The following is a 17,566-nucleotide window of genomic DNA, read 5'->3' as shown; positions in this document are numbered from 1 at the left end:
ATGTTCTGATAGTATTATCTTTGTTTTTATAGTGAATTGATTTAATAGAGGTTATAAAAATGGGTCACGCATTACAAAAGCCTAATCGCTTATTGATACCTGCTCGTGACAAAAGTAAAATTGCTGCGCCTAAACCAGCAATTAGCGAGCAATGTTCACATGAAGTCCAAGTCAAAAATGCTTTTGATTTTGGTTTCATTCGCTATGAAAAAGCAATGGAAAAACTTGCTAAGGTATAGTGAGAGTGATACGCATCCAAGGGGAGTTTGTTGAAGGTATTAATTATTTATCTGTTGATGATTTGGTAAATATTAATAGGGTATTGATAGAACGACAAACTCCTAATGAGCCTATAGAAATCCTCAATTTTAATAATCTCAATTCCTCCCAGTCTAGACCCAGCCAAGTTAGGTACTATCAACAGACTGATGATATGTTTGTTTTATCTTCTGTGTTAATTGAAAGTCTTATCCAAAACCATTCTTTTGCAAATGCGAATAAACGGACAGCAATGATGGCAGGTTATATTTTTTTATTATTAAATGGGTATGAATTAACCGCACCAGAAGATGATATTGTAAACATGGCTTCGGGTTTAGCGATAAAAGATTATTCACTTGAAGATCTTGAAAATTGGCTATGTTATTGGTCGAGAGAGTTTGATTCAAGGCAACTGTGTCAACCCAACGGACTTGTCAATTTCATATCAATACCTATCGGTGAATAACCTACTGTTATATTGTCATTTCCTTTATTTCTTATCGCTCACTGTGATATAGCCGCCAATTTTTAACTAAACTCAAATGTAGCACCAAAGTGATAACTAATTTGTGTTAACTTAAGATAGAGTTATTGTGGTTATCAATTGGCAGTAATAATCTTTACCTTGATAAAATATTTAGGTAAGTCGATGGAATGATAGATAAAAGTTATCCACCGGAGGCAAAATGAAGTTAAAAATGTGTTTACTGGCTGCATTATTGACAGCGGGGACAGCATACGCTGCTCAATCTACTGTTGTATTAAAAGAAGCAACCCCAACAGGTGATGGTAAAGCAATAGGTGAGGTTGTTATCTCAGAAACAGAATATGGATTACTATTTACGCCAAAATTAACGGGCCTACAAGCAGGCATTCATGGGTTTCATATTCATGAGAACCCAAGTTGCGAACCCGCAGAGAAAGATGGTAAATCGGTACCTGCACTAAAAGCAGGTGGCCATTTAGACCCAGCTAAAACAGGTGTCCACAAAGGCCCTTATGATAACACAGGGCATTTAGGCGATTTACCCGGCTTAGTTGCTGATAGCCAAGGTAATTCCAATTATGCGGTACTAGCGCCACGTTTAAAATCACTCAAAGATGTTCAAGAGCGCGCATTGATGGTGCATGTGGGTGGAGATAACTATTCTGATACCCCAGAGGCGTTAGGCGGCGGTGGGGCAAGAATGGCCTGCGGCGTCATCAAATAATACGCGTCATATTTCAAGCTGTGGCGTTGTTAGCTGCGCTTGCTAACCCTAGTCACATACTTATGTATGCTCCTAGGGCTTAGCGCCGCTTGCTGCCTAGCCACAACTTGAACTATTTAGCGTATTGTATTGATTATAAAGTAGTTTAAAAGACAGTATTGCATTGATTAGAATATGATTTAAACAGCAGAATTGTTATCTGGACTTACTAATGTTAATTACATACTGATGTATGCTCCTAGGGCTCAGCGCCGCTTAATGCCTAGTCATAAAAAGAAGGCTCACGCTAAATTTCGAGCCTTCTTTATGTCATTGATAAATTACCAAATACGAATACGTTGCTCTGGCGCCAAATACAGATCGCTATTTTTATCAACATCGAATGTTTCGTACCAGTCATCAATATTGCGTACTACGCCATTTGCGCGGAATTGGTTAGGGCTATGAGGGTCCGTCATAATCTTATTGCGTTCAGATTCTTTATTTGACAGTTCTTGCCATGTACGAGCCCAAGCAATGAAGAAACGTTGTAACCCAGTTGTTCCGTCAATAATTGGAGCCTCACCATTTGGATAGTTTTCTTTGGCGAATTGTTTATAAGCGCTTAAGGCAATATTTAACCCGCCAAGGTCACCAATATTCTCCCCTAATGTAAGTTCACCGTTCACCTTTAAGCCATCAACAGTAAATCCGTTATATTGCTCAACAAGCTTAGCGGTCTTCTCTTTAAAGTGGGTTTTAGCGCTTTCACTCCACCAATTACGTAACTGCCCGGTTCCGTCATATAAACTGCCTTGGTCGTCAAAACCATGGCCCATTTCGTGGCCGATTACAGCACCGATTGCGCCGTAGTTATAGGCTGGGTCAACATTAGGGTCAAAGAAAGGGGCTTGTAAAATCGCAGCGGGGAACACAATTTCGTTTTGAACAGGGTTGAAATAGGCATTAACTGTCTGTGGTGTCATACCCCATTCCCATTGACGAACCGGCTGACCAATTTTACCAATCATATCATCATATGACCAAGCTAAAACTTGCTTATAATTATCTAATAATGAATCTGGCTTAAGGTTAATTGCACTGAAATCATTCCATTGATCTGGATAACCCACTTTAACGGTGAATTGTTCCAATTTTTTAAGGGCTTCTTGGCGAGTCGGCTCATCCATCCAGTCATTAACTTTTAAGCGTGAATTAAATGTTCCTCTCACATAGCTCACCAAATCTTTAATTTTTTCTTTCGCTTGTGGGTCGAAATATTGTTCGACGTAAATTTGACCTAACGGTTCACCTTGGAGAGAGTTAACGGTTTGCAAAGCGCGTTCTTGGCGGGTGCGTTGTTTTTCAATACCATTAAGTTTCTTCGAATAAAAATCAAACTGCGCATCAGCTATAGTTTGGTTTAAATAACGCGCGTGTTCACTAATGTATTGAAAGGTTAAGTAATCTTTTAGTGTTGAGACGGGAGTTTCTGCAAAAATTTTTGCAGTTTGTTCCACTGCGCTGTCGGTTTCAACGACCACTTTTGCAAGTTGTTTATCTGTTAACTTGCGGCTAGTAATAAAATTATCCCAATCAAATCCTTGGGTATGGTTTTTCATTTCAGCTAAGGTCATTGCATGGTAATTTTTGATGGTGTCACGGCGCGCCTCAGGGCTCCAGTGTACAGTTGCAATCGCTTTTTCTAAATCAAAAATTTTCTGTGCTTTTTGTGTCACATCTTTTTCACCCGCCAGCTTTAACATGGTAGCGATATAAGCAATATAACTTTTTCGAATATCTTCCATTTGTGGTGTGTTATCGAGGTAATAAGTACGATTAGGCAGGCCTAGACCACCTTGGCCGATATAAAGTACATAGGTATCAGGTGCTTTGGCATCTAAGTCAACCCAATAAGAAATCAGTGATTTATAGTCTGGTTGGGTCATTAACTTGCTAATATCATTATGGTCTTTAGCGTTAGTAATGGCATCTAAATCAGATTTTATTGGGGCAATACCCGCTTGCTCGATAGCTTTTTCATTCAGGTAACTGAGGTATAAATTTCGAATATTTCGTTGATTATGAGTGAGTTTGTTTTCAGGGATCTGCTGTAGTTGGTCAACAATTGATTGAATTTGTTTTTCTGTGTTTAAATATAACTCCACAAAAGAGTTAATGCGTGGCATACCGGTAGGAATTTGCGCTTTATTTATCCAATCGTCATTAACATAACGATAAAAATCATTTCCGGGTTCAATTACATCAGATAAAACAATTTTTTGTTGTCCATAAGTGACTTCTTTCGCCAATAGCGTAGGGGCAAAAGAAATCGTTGACATACCTATTAGCAAAGCCAAAACATTCAAACGCATGTAACCACCTCTCTTCGTTGAGAATTACGATATCCACTTCTAATACGTTAAACCTTGCAGTGAGGGTCTTGCAAAATTCATTTCACTTATTGAACCACATAATGAAATAAAGTTAATCCGTCTTTGCAGAATCTTACCGCCTTTCACCGTTGTGAATAGCATTTAGATGAAATTTTATCATCATACTGTTTATTCTTATGATAATGATGTTATATTTGTTATATCAAACAAACCCATCATAACTTTTAGTTATATTTAATATTCTTTAGCTATAGATAGCAAAAGCACATTATTCATGTATGAGGTAGACTGAAATATGAAATTGCAGCAATTACGTTATATTGTTGAAGTGGTTAACCATGACTTGAATGTCTCCTCAACTGCTGAGGGGCTTTTTACATCGCAGCCCGGTATCAGTAAACAAGTGCGGATGCTTGAAGATGAGTTGGGGATCCAAATTTTTGCACGCAGTGGTAAACACTTAACGCACGTTACCCCTGCAGGGGAAGAAGTCGTGCGGATCTCTCGCGAAGTGTTATCAAAAATAGAAGCGATCCGCTCGGTTGCAGGGGAACATACTTATCCAGATAGAGGCAGCTTGAGTATTGCCACGACACATACACAAGCACGCTATGCTTTACCTCCGACAATCAAAGGCTTTATTGAACGTTACCCACAGGTTTCATTACACATGCAGCAGGGGTCACCAACGCAAATCGCTGAAGAAGTTTGCAAAGGTAACAGTGATTTTGCGATAGCAACCGAAGCATTACACCTTTATAACGATTTGATTATGTTGCCATGCTACCATTGGAATCGCTGTGTGGTTGTGCAAAAAGGCCATCCACTTGCGGAGAAAAAAAATGTCACTATTGAAGATATCGCTGAATATCAAATTGTAACCTATACCCATGGGTTTACTGGTCGTTCAGAATTAGATGTAGCATTTCAGAAGATTGGCCTTGAGCCCAAAATTATTTTTACTGCAACCGATGCCGACGTGATCAAAACCTATGTTAGATTAGGGCTAGGGATTGGTATTATTGCGAGTATGGCCGTTGACCCGGTGAGTGATAGCGATTTAGTTGTGATTGATATGCGTGATAAATTCAGCTACAGCACAACCAAGATTGGTTTTAAACGCACCAGTTTCTTACGCAGTTATATGTATGATTTTATGTGGCGCTTCGCACCTCATTTAACGCGAGATGTCGTTGATAAAGCCGTTGCCATTCGTAACAATGAAGAAATTGAAGAATTCTTCAAAGATATGAAATTACCTATCATATAATTTTTTTATACTTCTGTTTTGCCCGAACGTATCAATAAAAACCCTAGTGACTGTATTTCTGGGGTTTTTATTGTCAACACACCAGTCGGGTATCGCGTAATTTGAATAAACTTATTTTCTGGTTTATTTCCCTTCTTATCTCAAATTTCCTATTATTAATAGAGAAAATTTCAATATTTGGCACAAAATCTATAAATCAAATCTCTAGAGCAACTATGATTACAATTGGTTAACAAAAAATAATGGTGGTAAATACACATATTGCCATAGCCATAAAAACCAAGGAGGAGTTATGTCGTTGAGTCTAAAAACAACGAGTGCCTCGACACTCAATGTTGGAAACAAGCAGTATAATTACTTCAGTTTAGCACTAGCTGAAAAAAAGCTCGGTGCGGGAACTAAGCTACCTAAGTCATTAAAAGTCTTACTCGAAAACCTATTACGCCATATTGATGGAAGCTCAGTTGTCGAACAAGATTTACAAGCTATCATTGACTGGCAAAAAAACGCGCATGCAGATAGGGAAATTGCGTATCGCCCAGCCCGTGTTCTTATGCAAGATTTTACGGGTGTTCCTGCTGTTGTTGACCTTGCCGCGATGCGTGAGGCGGTTAAATCACTCGGCGGTAATGTTGAGCAAGTGAACCCGTTGTCTCCTGTTGATTTAGTGATTGACCACTCGGTGATGGTGGATGAGTTTGCTACCCAATCTGCTTTTGATGATAACGTTGAAATTGAAATGGCGCGTAACCATGAACGTTATTTATTTCTTCGTTGGGGGCAAAAAGCATTTAACCGTTTTCAAGTGGTGCCGCCGGGTACCGGTATCTGTCATCAAGTTAATTTAGAATACCTTGGTAAGGCGGTATGGTATGAAGAAATTGACGGTAAATTATATGCTTATCCAGATACCTTAGTCGGGACAGACTCCCATACAACCATGATCAATGGGCTCGGTGTACTAGGATGGGGAGTTGGTGGTATTGAAGCTGAAGCCGCGATGTTAGGCCAACCGATTTCAATGCTGATCCCTGATGTTGTGGGTTTTAAATTAACCGGGAAATTATCTGAAGGGATAACGGCAACCGACCTTGTATTAACCGTAACACAAATGTTACGTCAACATGGCGTGGTGGGGAAATTTGTAGAATTTTATGGTGATGGCTTAGCTGATTTACCATTAGCAGACCGTGCAACGATTGCAAATATGTCACCTGAATATGGCGCAACTTGTGGGTTTTTCCCGGTTGATGAAGTGACACTGTCTTATTTGCGTTTAACAGGCCGCAGTGACGATGAAATTGCGCTGGTGGAAGCTTATAGTAAGGAGCAGGGGTTATGGCGTTATGCAGGTGACGAACCTATTTTCACCAGTACACTTGAGTTAGATATGTCAACGGTGGAGTCCAGCTTAGCAGGGCCTAAACGCCCACAAGACAGAGTGGAACTTAGTCAAGTGCCAAAAGCATTTCGCGGTGCGGTAGAGTTAGAAGTTAACAAGAAAATTCAATCAAGCTATCCTTCTGTTAAATATCAAAATAAAACCTTTGAGCTCACTGATGGCGCTGTCGTTATTGCGGCAATTACATCTTGTACAAATACGTCAAACCCAAGTGTATTAATGGCAGCAGGGCTATTAGCAAAAAAAGCCGTTGAAAAAGGCTTAGTCCGTCAGCCGTGGGTTAAATCATCATTGGCACCGGGCTCTAAAGTGGTTACTGATTATCTTGCGGTTGCGGGTTTAACACCGTATTTAGATAAACTTGGATTTAACCTTGTTGGGTATGGATGTACAACTTGTATCGGTAACTCAGGCCCATTACCAGAACCAATAGAAGAGGCGATTAAACAAGCAGATCTTACCGTTGGTGCCGTGCTGTCGGGTAACCGTAACTTTGAAGGGCGAATTCACCCACTGGTGAAAACCAACTGGTTAGCATCACCGCCTTTGGTGGTTGCCTATGCGCTGGCAGGGAACATGAATATCAACTTGAAAACCGATCCTATTGGGGTCGATAAATCCGGTAACGATGTTTACTTGAAAGATATTTGGCCATCCAGTGCTGAAATTGCGCAAGCTGTGCAGCAAGTTAAAACAGACATGTTCCGTAAGGAATATAGTGCAGTCTTTGAAGGTGACGATGCTTGGAGAGCATTACAAGTTGAAAGCTCTTCAACTTATCATTGGCAAGAAGACTCGACTTATATTCGCCATCCACCTTTCTTTGAAGGTATGCAAGTGCAGCCAGCACCGGTCAAAGATATTCATGGCGCAAATATTTTAGCTATCCTCGGCGACTCGGTTACTACTGACCACATTTCGCCTGCGGGGAATATCAAAAAAAAGAGAGCCCAGCTGGACGATATCTGCAAGAGCACGGTGTTGCTGTCGCAGATTTCAACTCTTATGGTTCGCGTCGGGGTAACCATGAAGTAATGATGCGAGGGACATTTGCAAACATTCGTATTCGTAATGAAATGGTGCCAGGTGTTGAAGGGGGATATACCTTGCATATCCCTACAGGCAAACAGATGGCGATTTATGATGCGGCAATGTTGTATCAACAAGAAAATAGACCATTAGCCATTATCGCAGGTAAAGAATATGGTTCTGGTTCTAGCCGAGATTGGGCTGCGAAAGGGACGAATTTATTGGGTGTACGCGTCGTCATTACTGAATCATATGAACGTATTCACCGTTCTAATTTGATTGGTATGGGGGTTATACCTTTGGAGTTTAAAGATGGGGTCTCTCGCAAAACACTCGGTTTAAAAGGTGATGAACGCATTGATGTCATTGGGTTACAGTCAATTACCCCAGGTCAGGATATCACAGTGAGAATTACTTATGGCAATGGTGATATAAAAGAAGTTATCACTCGCTGTCGTATTGATACGGCAACGGAGATGGATTATTACCGTCATGGGGGGATTTTGCATTATGTGATAAGGCAGATGCTACATTAGTCATTAAACCATCACACTTAAACGCCTGTAAGATTGTATCCTACGGGCGTTTTTGTTTTTTAATATTTAATCTTATTTATCAATCTTGTTTTTTCTCAATATTTTTGATGGCAATCTACGTTATGGTGTGCAATAGACGGTAAATTACAGGAGAAAATAGTCGCTACTCGGCTAGATGAAAATAGGGTGAATTTCGCCATAAATAAGTTTCTTTGTGCAAAATGATTGAATGTAATGGCTTTAGTACAGGTCACCATGTGACAGAGCTTATCGAAAACACTATAAAGGAAATGAGTATGGCAGATATCAATGAAACCGATTTCTATAAAGGGGCGTTGTGGGCAGCAGATATCTTATTAACCACATCCCATTTTGATGGTGCGAACGAAGAGGTTCGTGACATTTTGGAGCACATACCTAACTTATATTCTATTGTGATGAGAACACCTGAAACGGAAGTTCATGATTTGCGTCTATATGCAGACAAAGAATTTCCACTGGGCTTAAATGCAGATTACACCACTATTACGATTACACCATTACAAGGCTACTTTGATATTTTGCCAATGCCAGATCAAAACCCTGAAAGTATTACGGTTGAAGTTGATTACTGGGGAGTAGTTGCAACGACATCTGCGGGTAAACAAGATTTGTTAATTGCTGGCCTAGCAACAGCAGAACAAGCAAAGCATTATGCCCAAACTTTAACTCAACAACTTGAATTGCAAAGAGCAAAATAGCTATTTGGTTATAAATAAGTCTGTTTAAGTGATATTATTCACCAAAAATGGCAAAAAACCGCACTACTGTGATTGTGTACAGTGATGCGGTTTTTTTTAACGGAAAGCGATTATAACGCGTTGGCTTCGGCTAATTGTAAAGCAAAATAAGTGAAAATAAGATCAGCCCCTGCGCGTTTGATAGACCCGAGTGTTTCAAGAGCTACACGCGTTTCATCAATTGCACCTGCTTGAGCAGCAAACTTAATTTGCGCATATTCGCCACTGACTTGATAAGCCCCGATAGGTAATTGGGTATGCTCACGTAAATCACGAATAATATCCAAATAAGCCCCAGCAGGTTTAATCATTAGCGCGTCAGCACCTTCACGTTCATCAATTAGTGATTCATGTAGTGCTTCACGGCGGTTCATTGGGTTCATCTGATAGGTTTTTCTATCCCCTTTAAGGCATGAACCCGCTGCATCTCGGAATGGGCCATACAGTGCTGAGGCAAATTTTGTGGAGTAAGACATAATGGCGGTGTCTGTAAAACCAGCTTCATCAAGTGCATGGCGAATTGCAGCAACTTGGCCATCCATTGCGGCAGAAGGGGCGATAAAATCAGCACCTGCGCGTGCAGCAGCAACAGCTTGTAGACCTAGGTTATGGATAGTTGCATCGTTATCAACGACATGGCCATGCATGACACCACAGTGACCGTGAGAGGTATATTCGCAGAAGCAGGTGTCAGACATCACTATCATTTCAGGGACGGTTTCTTTACAGATACGTGACATACGTGCCACTAAACCATTTTCTTGCCATGCATCACTACCATTATCATCAAGATGATGGGAAACCCCAAAGGTCATCACTGATTTTATTCCTGCATTTGCAATTCGCTCAATTTCATAAGCAAGACGTTTCTCTGGAATACGCATAACACCCGGCATGCTATTGATTGGCATATAGTCGTCGAGTTCTTCTTCAACAAAAATTGGCAAGCAAAGGTCATTAACGGAAAGATGTGTTTCTTGGAATAAAGAGCGGAGTTTTTCAGTTTTACGCAATCTTCTCATGCGTTGAATGGAATGCAGGTTGTTCACAGTATCTCCTGGTAGTATGCGGAATAAACCTTAAGAACCCAGTTTATTCATCAGGGTAATCAGATGGCTAACAGTATAAACCTTATGGAAAGAAAGTGAATATAGTAGCCAATAAATGACACACATCGAGAGGTTATAATGCAATAGGGGAAAATAAAGGGAAGAGCAGAGCACTCTTCCTTTGGTGAGATCACTGGTGCTTAAATAGCATGTGTCCCATTTTTTCTGCTTTAACGTCAAGATAATGCTCGTTACTTGGATTACGGCCGACAATCAGTGGTACACGCTCTACAACGTTGATTCCTGCTTCACGCATGATGTCGATTTTTTTCGGGTTATTCGTCAATAAACGGACTTCGTTAATCCCCAATAATTTATACATATCAGAGCATAAGGTAAAATCACGTTCATCGGCTTTAAATCCGAGTTTGATGTTGGCTTCAACTGTATCGAGGCCTTGATCTTGTAATGCATAAGCGCGAATTTTGTTCAGTAAGCCAATGTTTCGGCCTTCTTGACGATGATAAAGTAATACTCCTCGGCCTTCTTTACTAATCTGGGAAAGTGCGGCTTCTAATTGAAAACCACAATCGCAGCGTAGACTAAATAATGCATCTCCGGTTAAACATTCGGAGTGGATCCGGCTGAGAACTGGTGTATTTCCTGATATATCGCCAAAAATTAACGCTACATGATCACGACCTGTTGCGATTTCTTCAAAACCCACCATTAAAAATTCACCGAAAGGTGTCGGGAGCTTTGCTTCAGCAACGCGTTTTAGCTGCATATTTTCTTTCATTAGTTAAAGTAACTCTTGCTTAATTAATAACGTTTATCGATACAAAGTAGCTTAACTATATTACATCGATGCTATATGACGTTTAGCATATAGAGGTTGGTATTCTTTGCACACTGCCAACACTGTATTACTATAACAGAGTTAATAATGCGTGAATGGAATATTTGTATATTTAATAGAACTTTATTTGGAATACATTGAATGAAAAAAACTGTTTTGGTCGTTTGTGCTTTTGCATTGTTATTAATAATACCGCCCACGTTGATGATGATTACAGGCTGGCACTGGTCACCAGAAAACCAGTTTCACTCAATAAAATGGCTGCTTTGGCTAACGAACACGGCAGGAGCGCCTTATAGTATTTTAACGTCTTTACTATTCCTTGGCGCTGTCGTATTGGTTTTCCGTTCAAAAAAGAAACAATGCCTGAAGATTTTGCTTATTCTTATTAGTGTTGTATTACTGCAACAAGGCTTAAAAAGCGCATTAAAGAACACATTTAAAGAACCGCGTCCTTATGTAGAATGGCTAGCAAGCGAATATCAAATTCCGACATCAGATTTTTATGAGTTAAAACGCAGTATACGAGCGAAACTAATTAAAGATACCGTTAAACAAGATGAGAATGTGCCTAAATGGCAGCGTAAGCATTGGCAAGCAGAAACAGGCTATTCTTTCCCCTCGGGTCATATGCTATTTGCAGCGGGCTGGGCATTGTTTTTAATTGCGCTTTTTTGGCAACAACGTTTATATGCGTTATCGATAGGGCTTGCTATTTGGGCTGAGGGTATTGCCTTTAGCCGTATGTTGTTGGGCATGCATTGGCCTATTGATATCATTACTTCCGTGGTCATCAGTGCTTGTTTTACGGTATTTGGTTATTATATTTTGCGTTTATGGGGGCTATTGAGTAAAGCCGATTAATCTTTCATCAAGTTCCCCCTAATTAGGGGGTTTTTAACTTTAATTTCCTATTGTATAAAATAAATTACTTTGTCTGAATGCGTTGGAAATGCTACCTTAAGAGGTAGATATTATTGGATGAATAGAACTGATAACGGGAATAAATGTGAAATATTTTCTGATTTTATTACTAGCGGTCGCTTTTTTTATTATTTCGATTACGCTAGGTTCAAGCAATGATCAGGTTATTACATTTAACTACCTGATTGCAAAAGGGGATTTCTCATTATCAACCCTTCTTGCATCACTTTTTGGTGTCGGTTTTGTGCTAGGGTGGCTAATTTGTGCTGTGTTTTATTTACGAGTCATTGTTAGCCTAAAAAACGCACGTCGTAAAATTAGACGTTTAGAATCACAATTAGGTGCTGGAGAAAATAATATTTCCGATTCAACCTCATTAGTGACGGCTCAGAACAAGGAATAATCCTGTATGTTCGAGTTGCTGTTTCTGCTGCTACCAGTTGCTGCTGCTTACGGTTGGTACATGGGGCGCAGAAGTGCTCAACAAGATAAGCAACAACATGCGAATCGCTTGTCACGTGATTATGTGACAGGCGTTAACTTCCTATTGTCTAATCAACAAGATAAAGCTGTCGATTTGTTCCTCGACATGCTAAAAAATGAAGACAGTTCCGCTTTTGAGGCTCATCTCACTTTGGGAAATTTATTTCGCTCTCGAGGTGAAGTTGAACGTGCCATTCGTATTCACCAATCGCTGGTAGAAAGCGCCGCTTTATCATTTGAACAACGCTTATTAGCAACCCAACAACTTGGCCGAGATTATATGGCTGCAGGGGTTTATGACCGTGCAGAAAATATGTTTCAGCAATTAACGGATGAAGTTGATTTCAAACAAAGTGCTTTGCAATCCCTATTAAATATTTACCAACTAACCAGTGACTGGACTAAAGCCATTGAAACGGCTGGAAAGCTGGTTAAATTAGGGGCCTCAGAGCTACGAGAGCAAATTGCCCATTTTTATTGCGAATTAGCGACCCAACAACTTGCGAGTGATGATCTCGAAGATGCGCTGACATTGTTAAATAAAGCTGAGCAAGCCGACAACCACTGTGCTCGGGTTTCAATTATGAAAGGGCGATTGTTTATCGAACAAGGTAATTACGATAAAGCGATTCATGTTCTAAAACAAGTTTATGAACAAGATAGAGAACTAGTTACTGAAACCTTACCATTACTGTTTGATTGTTATCAACATATAAGCCAAGCGGATGAATGGGAAGATTATTTACGTCAGTGTGTTGCAGGTAATTCAGGGGCTATCGCAGAACTTTATTTAGCTGATATTATTGTTGAAAAACAAAATCATGAAGCGGCTGCAAATTATATTAACGACCAAATTCAACGTCACCCGACCATGCGTTTATTCTATCGTTTAATGGACTACCATCTTGAAGAAGCGGAAGATGGAAGGGCAAAAGAAAGTTTGATTTTGCTTCGTAAAATGGTAGGAGAACAAATTCGTACAAAACCCGATTATCGTTGTCATAAATGCGGGTTTACATCGCATGCATTATATTGGCATTGCCCATCTTGTCGCTCTTGGGACACAATTAAGCCTATTCGCGGGCTAGACGGGCAGTGACAGCGTCACCTTATTAAATAATAACGACTCTTTAAAGGCTAAGAAATGATTTCCTCAACTGAGAACCACACACATTCGCCAATTATTGTGGCACTTGATTATGAAGATGCTAATGAGGCTTTGGCTTTTGTGGATCGCATTGACCCACGTGATTGTCGCTTAAAAGTAGGCAAAGAAATGTTTACTTTTAATGGTCCTCAATTTGTTAAGTCACTCCATGAACGTGGTTTCGATATTTTCTTAGATTTGAAATTCCATGATATTCCAAATACGGTGGCTCGTGCTGTTGCGGCTGCGGCTGAAATGGGGGTTTGGATGGTTAATGTTCACGCTGGTGGAGGCGCTCGTATGATGGAAGCCGCGCGTCAATCACTTGAACATTATGGTAAAGATGCACCATTACTTACCGCAGTAACCGTATTAACGAGTATGGATGAGTCTGATCTTATCGGTGTTGGGATTAACGCTTCACCAGCAGATCATGCAGAGCGTTTGGCCTTATTAACGAAGCAATGTGGGTTAGACGGTGTTGTTTGCTCAGCCCATGAAGCACAACGCTTAAAACAGCTATGTGGTGCTGATTTCAAATTAGTTACCCCAGGTATCCGGCCTACGGGAAGTGAGGTTGGGGATCAACGTCGTATCATGACACCACAAGATGCAGTGAAAGCGGGTGTCGATTATATGGTGATTGGGCGCCCGATTACACGTAGTGAAAACCCAACAGGGACATTGCAACAAATCAATCAATCTATTGAAGGTTTGCTATGAGTGATTCTAATAGTCGTCTTGTTTACAGTACAGAAACAGGGCGTATTGCTGAAGATAAACCCAAAGTTGAAAGACCTAAAGGCGATGGTATTGCGCGAATTCGCCGTGAGACTTCAGGCCGTAAAGGGAAAGGGGTTTGCGTTATTACAGGTCTTGACCTTGACGATAATGAATTGGCTAAATTGGCCGCTGACCTTAAAAAGAAATGTGGCTGTGGCGGTGCAGTCAAAGATGGTAACGTTGAAATTCAAGGTGATAAACGCGATGTTATTAAACAGTACCTTGAGGCGAAAGGGTTTCACGTTAAGTTAGCTGGTGGCTGATTAACGTAAGGTTTTTTATCGTGAGTGGCTATTAGAAAGCCACTCATTTTATAAATATTGAAATGATTAGATTTCGGCTAATTCAGTAAACAGGGCTGGATTACGCTTAATCGCGATGAGTATTTTAGCCGCTAACCCTGTTGGGTTTCGTCGTTTAAGCTCCCAACTTTTAATGGTATCGATACTCGTACCTAGTGCGTGAGCTAATTCGCTTTGTGATACATTCAGTTGTTCTCGAATTGCTTTGACGTCAGTTATTTCGTAACGTGTGATATTGGCAGCTTTTTGCTGGCCTTTTTTAATTTCAACAGCTTCTTCTAAAGAGGCTTTTAATTCGTTGAATATACTCATTTTACACCTCATTTTTTAGTAATTTCGTTAGTTTCTTTAATTCTGCTTTTTCTAAGTCACTTAGCGTGTCTTTGACATTTTTTGGGTAAGCCATTATAAAATAAATAATTTCTGCTGTAGCTAGGAAATAAATAACGCGTACACTTGCACTTTTCCCTTTATTACCCGTTGCCATCCTAATTTTACGTAGCCCACCTGTGCCTTGGATGATATCGCCTTTATCTGGCCATGCGATAAGTTCATTTTGTAATATCCTAAGTTCTTCTTGTGTCGCTATAGATTGGATTTGTTTAGTAAAAAAGCTCGTTTCAATAAATTCAATTGCGTGGCTCACAGGGTTCCCTCCCTTTGTGTTATTTGTAAGTGTACTTTGTACACTTTTTGTCGTCAATAGTTTAATCAATTATCGGATATTAAAATAGCGTTCATGATGAACGCTATTTTAGACTAAGGAGAGGTCGTAAAGGAGATAGTGGTCTTTATTTACCAACTTGGTGGCCAATAATTCCACCGATAGCCGCACCACCAACAGTTCCTATAGAGCTTCCACCTGTCAATACAGCACCACCAACAGCCCCTACACCAGCGCCGATCGCGGTGTTTTTATCGCGTTTAGACATATTTGAGCAGGCACTGACACTGATAGCGACAGTGGCTATTACCGCAAATGATAAAATACGTTTGTTTACTATGTTCATTTTATTGACCCTTAGTGCAGATTTAACAGTTAATAAAATATCACGATAGGTAAATTTACGAATAAGAATAATCAGGAAAAAATATCGGAAAACGCATACAGTTTAACGTTTAACCGAATTTGAGGTTGAAAAACAATAAATAGAGGAATAAAAGACCATAGGAATCAAAAGCTATGGTCTTTTAAGTGTAGCATAAACGTTGTTACTCGGCGGGTCTAGCGACGATATTGCGTGTTTCCATACGTACTTCGCTAATGGTGACATTGATAATATCATTAAGCTGGTAAGCAACTTCACCTTTCACAAGAACATTACCTGTTTCTTGGCTACATTGAATTTCATCACGAACGCTATGAATAAAGGGAGCCGGAACAAATGCGACAGCACCATTGTCGACTAAACGGATTCGTACTCCACCACGGGTAATATCAATAATTTCAGCCGGGAATTTTGTATCTGTACCTTCAAAAGGTTTTAAGTAACGAGAGTAGAGCCAATCACCAACATCGCGTTCAGCCATACGGTTTGCACGGCGACGTTCCGCTAGTTTGATTGATAATTCTTCAGAGGGTTTATCTGTTGAAGGTTTACCCGCAATAATAGATTTGATTAAGCGGTGATTGACGATATCGGTGTATTTACGAATTGGTGAAGTCCAAGTCGCATAAGCTGCAAACCCTAAACCAAAATGTGGTCCGGGATCCGCTTTGACTTCTGCGAAAGTTTGATAACGACGAATACGGCTATCAAGGAATTGTGTCGGCTGAGCATCTAATTGACGACGTAGTTGACGGAAACCTTCTAGTGTTAATAGCGATTCTGCCGTGGTTTCAATGCCATTGTCTTTTAGTGTTTGAACAACTTGGTCAATTTGCAGTGGTTCAAACCCCATATGTACATTAAATACGCCAAATCCTAACTTTTCTTTTAGTACTGCTGCGGCACAAAGGTTAGAAGTAATCATCGCTTCTTCAACGATGCGATTAGAACTGCGGCGACGCTCGGTCACGATATCTATCACATTTCCGCTATCATCTAATATAAAGCGGTAATCAGGGCGATCTTTGAACACGAGTGCATTGTTTTCACGCCATTGCAAACGCCTGTCAGCCATTTCTTTAAGCAGTAAAATTTGCTGTTTATCAATATCATTCTCAGGCTGCCAACTACCTGTATTTTCAAGCCAATCGGAGACTTCGTCATAAACTAATTTAGATTTTGATTCAACCCAAGCACTGAAAAATTCAATGTGATCATCAATACGTCCATCTTCTTTGATTAGCGCAATACAGACTAAAGCAGGGCGACGCTCATTTGGGCGCAAAGAGCATAGGTCATCTGACAACTTACGCGGTAACATTGGAATATTAAAACCGGGCAGATAGTTGGTATATCCACGGGCTAAAGCCAGTTTATCCAGCTCGCTTCCTTCAGGGATATAGCTTGTTGGGTCAGCAATAGCGATATATAGCTTTAAGTCACCGTTATCGATTCTTTCGACATAGAGTGCGTCATCCATATCTTCAGTGCTAGCACTGTCAATCGTCGTAAAGTGTAAGTGAGTTAAATCAATGCGTTCAATGCCTTGGTCATCTCGCTCGCTATCAACCATTTGAGGTTCATCACGGTCTAATTGGTGACGGCGTAACGTTACCCACCATGGTGCAAAATGGTCATCACCATCGGTGATAAATTCAGTAATTTCAGCGTAGAAGGTTTTATCACCTTTTAATGGGTGGCGACGCATTTGTGCAACCACCCAATCATCTTGCTTAAATTCGTGAGTAATGCCATTGACTGGACGGCAAGAAATCATGTCTTTAAGTAAGGGATGGTCAGGGATCACAAATAAGCGGTTATCATTTTCTTTTTTCTGTATTTTCCCAACAAACCTTTCTAAGAAAGGTTCCACCAGTTCTTCTGGTTCTGCGAATTCACGGTCTTTATCTGTATGAACAGCGGCGATAACACGGTCACCGTGCATGACTTTTTTCATTTGAGGCGGTGGAATAAAATAACTTTTTTGGCCATCAACTTCGAGAAAGCCAAAACCTTTTTCTGTGCTTTTCACCAGCCCTTCGACGCGTGGAGTCTGGGCATGTAATGTTTGTTTAAGTTGCGCGAGCAGTGGGTTGTCTTGGAACAT

At 40.3% G+C, this 17,566-nt stretch carries 17 protein-coding genes and 1 pseudogene; 11 read left to right on the top strand and 7 right to left on the bottom strand.

Annotation, left to right across the window (positions count from 1 at the left end):
• Positions 1 to 59: 59 nt before the first annotated feature.
• From M1E86_RS09935 to sodC, 3 genes are all read left to right on the top strand, one after another.
• A complete protein-coding gene (locus M1E86_RS09935) occupies positions 60 to 239 on the top strand; it encodes a hypothetical protein (RefSeq protein WP_198641116.1) in 180 nt (59 codons plus the stop codon).
• Positions 240 to 244: 5 nt separating this feature from the next.
• Entirely contained in the window at positions 245 to 727 is a 483-nt protein-coding gene (locus M1E86_RS09930) for a type II toxin-antitoxin system death-on-curing family toxin (protein WP_413776230.1), read from the top strand.
• 220 nt (positions 728 to 947) lie between these two features.
• Positions 948 to 1,472, top strand: coding sequence for a superoxide dismutase family protein (gene sodC / locus M1E86_RS09925; protein ID WP_213912687.1), 525 nt, complete (start codon positions 948 to 950; stop codon positions 1,470 to 1,472).
• Between the two features lie 320 nt (positions 1,473 to 1,792).
• Here the strand turns inward: sodC and M1E86_RS09920 are convergent, their stop codons facing one another.
• Positions 1,793 to 3,826, bottom strand: a complete 2,034-nt coding sequence (locus tag M1E86_RS09920) for a M13 family metallopeptidase (protein ID WP_125893145.1) — start codon at positions 3,824 to 3,826, stop codon at positions 1,793 to 1,795.
• Positions 3,827 to 4,142: 316 nt separating this feature from the next.
• Here M1E86_RS09920 and cysB point away from each other — a divergent pair, with 316 nt between their 5' ends.
• From cysB to M1E86_RS09905, 3 genes and pseudogenes are all read left to right on the top strand, one after another.
• Positions 4,143 to 5,117: an HTH-type transcriptional regulator CysB gene (gene cysB, locus M1E86_RS09915; RefSeq protein WP_125893147.1), complete on the top strand. Its 975-nt coding sequence runs from the start codon at positions 4,143 to 4,145 to the stop codon at positions 5,115 to 5,117.
• Between the two features lie 292 nt (positions 5,118 to 5,409).
• Positions 5,410 to 8,084 (top strand): annotated as a pseudogene (gene acnA, locus M1E86_RS09910) (aconitate hydratase AcnA).
• Positions 8,085 to 8,380: 296 nt separating this feature from the next.
• Positions 8,381 to 8,824 carry a hypothetical protein gene (locus M1E86_RS09905; RefSeq protein ID WP_213912689.1) on the top strand — a complete coding sequence of 148 codons (444 nt, stop codon included), beginning with the start codon at positions 8,381 to 8,383 and terminating at the stop codon, positions 8,822 to 8,824.
• A 110-nt stretch (positions 8,825 to 8,934) separates the two neighbouring features.
• On the opposite strand, the gene hemB is transcribed toward M1E86_RS09905, so the two are convergent.
• Positions 8,935 to 9,912: a porphobilinogen synthase gene (gene hemB, locus M1E86_RS09900; RefSeq protein WP_213912690.1), complete on the bottom strand. Its 978-nt coding sequence runs from the start codon at positions 9,910 to 9,912 to the stop codon at positions 8,935 to 8,937.
• A 190-nt stretch (positions 9,913 to 10,102) separates the two neighbouring features.
• Complete coding sequence (gene ribA / locus M1E86_RS09895; RefSeq protein ID WP_102138729.1) at positions 10,103 to 10,699, bottom strand: GTP cyclohydrolase II; 597 nt, start codon at positions 10,697 to 10,699, stop codon at positions 10,103 to 10,105.
• A gap of 213 nt (positions 10,700 to 10,912) precedes the next feature.
• Here ribA and M1E86_RS09890 point away from each other — a divergent pair, with 213 nt between their 5' ends.
• The 5 genes from M1E86_RS09890 (at position 10,913) to yciH (ending at position 14,371) form a co-directional block, all read left to right on the top strand.
• Positions 10,913 to 11,635 (top strand): phosphatase PAP2 family protein, encoded by a 723-nt coding sequence (locus tag M1E86_RS09890; protein WP_213912691.1) that lies wholly within the window; start codon positions 10,913 to 10,915, stop codon positions 11,633 to 11,635.
• A gap of 145 nt (positions 11,636 to 11,780) precedes the next feature.
• Positions 11,781 to 12,098, top strand: a complete 318-nt coding sequence (locus M1E86_RS09885) for a LapA family protein (protein WP_125893157.1) — start codon at positions 11,781 to 11,783, stop codon at positions 12,096 to 12,098.
• Between the two features lie 6 nt (positions 12,099 to 12,104).
• On the top strand, positions 12,105 to 13,277 hold the full coding sequence (gene lapB / locus M1E86_RS09880) for a lipopolysaccharide assembly protein LapB (RefSeq protein ID WP_125893159.1): 1,173 nt from the start codon (positions 12,105 to 12,107) through the stop codon (positions 13,275 to 13,277).
• 45 nt (positions 13,278 to 13,322) lie between these two features.
• Positions 13,323 to 14,048, top strand: coding sequence for an orotidine-5'-phosphate decarboxylase (gene pyrF, locus M1E86_RS09875; RefSeq protein WP_125893161.1), 726 nt, complete (start codon positions 13,323 to 13,325; stop codon positions 14,046 to 14,048).
• On the top strand, positions 14,045 to 14,371 hold the full coding sequence (gene yciH / locus M1E86_RS09870; protein WP_213912692.1) for a stress response translation initiation inhibitor YciH: 327 nt from the start codon (positions 14,045 to 14,047) through the stop codon (positions 14,369 to 14,371). The genes pyrF and yciH overlap by 4 nt, the downstream gene beginning before the upstream one ends.
• Positions 14,372 to 14,437: 66 nt before the next feature.
• Here the strand turns inward: yciH and nadS are convergent, their stop codons facing one another.
• From nadS to M1E86_RS09850, 4 genes are all read right to left on the bottom strand, one after another.
• Positions 14,438 to 14,722 carry a NadS family protein gene (nadS, locus tag M1E86_RS09865; protein ID WP_125893165.1) on the bottom strand — a complete coding sequence of 95 codons (285 nt, stop codon included), beginning with the start codon at positions 14,720 to 14,722 and terminating at the stop codon, positions 14,438 to 14,440.
• Position 14,723: 1 nt separating this feature from the next.
• Positions 14,724 to 15,056: a type II toxin-antitoxin system RelE/ParE family toxin gene (locus M1E86_RS09860; protein ID WP_102138728.1), complete on the bottom strand. Its 333-nt coding sequence runs from the start codon at positions 15,054 to 15,056 to the stop codon at positions 14,724 to 14,726.
• Between the two features lie 145 nt (positions 15,057 to 15,201).
• Positions 15,202 to 15,420 carry an osmotically-inducible lipoprotein OsmB gene (osmB, locus tag M1E86_RS09855; RefSeq protein ID WP_213912693.1) on the bottom strand — a complete coding sequence of 73 codons (219 nt, stop codon included), beginning with the start codon at positions 15,418 to 15,420 and terminating at the stop codon, positions 15,202 to 15,204.
• A gap of 202 nt (positions 15,421 to 15,622) precedes the next feature.
• Positions 15,623 to 17,566, bottom strand: a complete 1,944-nt coding sequence (locus M1E86_RS09850) for an exoribonuclease II (protein ID WP_213912694.1) — start codon at positions 17,564 to 17,566, stop codon at positions 15,623 to 15,625.

This window comes from Providencia sp. PROV200 (genome assembly GCF_049901995.1).
GTDB lineage: Bacteria > Pseudomonadota > Gammaproteobacteria > Enterobacterales > Enterobacteriaceae > Providencia > Providencia rettgeri_E.
The sequence above is the reverse complement of the archived record's forward strand: the minus strand, read 5'-3'. Positions and strand labels throughout refer to the sequence as shown.

Coding starts and splice junctions, on each gene's coding strand:
- M1E86_RS09935 (WP_198641116.1), top strand. CDS start 60: ATGGGTCACGCATTACAAAAGCCTAATCGCTTATTGATACCTGCTCGT.
- sodC (WP_213912687.1), top strand. CDS start 948: ATGAAGTTAAAAATGTGTTTACTGGCTGCATTATTGACAGCGGGGACA.
- M1E86_RS09920 (WP_125893145.1), bottom strand. CDS start 3,826: ATGCGTTTGAATGTTTTGGCTTTGCTAATAGGTATGTCAACGATTTCT.
- cysB (WP_125893147.1), top strand. CDS start 4,143: ATGAAATTGCAGCAATTACGTTATATTGTTGAAGTGGTTAACCATGAC.
- M1E86_RS09905 (WP_213912689.1), top strand. CDS start 8,381: ATGGCAGATATCAATGAAACCGATTTCTATAAAGGGGCGTTGTGGGCA.
- ribA (WP_102138729.1), bottom strand. CDS start 10,699: ATGCAGCTAAAACGCGTTGCTGAAGCAAAGCTCCCGACACCTTTCGGT.
- M1E86_RS09890 (WP_213912691.1), top strand. CDS start 10,913: ATGAAAAAAACTGTTTTGGTCGTTTGTGCTTTTGCATTGTTATTAATA.
- lapB (WP_125893159.1), top strand. CDS start 12,105: ATGTTCGAGTTGCTGTTTCTGCTGCTACCAGTTGCTGCTGCTTACGGT.
- pyrF (WP_125893161.1), top strand. CDS start 13,323: ATGATTTCCTCAACTGAGAACCACACACATTCGCCAATTATTGTGGCA.
- yciH (WP_213912692.1), top strand. CDS start 14,045: ATGAGTGATTCTAATAGTCGTCTTGTTTACAGTACAGAAACAGGGCGT.
- nadS (WP_125893165.1), bottom strand. CDS start 14,722: ATGAGTATATTCAACGAATTAAAAGCCTCTTTAGAAGAAGCTGTTGAA.
- osmB (WP_213912693.1), bottom strand. CDS start 15,420: ATGAACATAGTAAACAAACGTATTTTATCATTTGCGGTAATAGCCACT.
- M1E86_RS09850 (WP_213912694.1), bottom strand. CDS start 17,566: ATGTTCCAAGACAACCCACTGCTCGCGCAACTTAAACAAACATTACAT.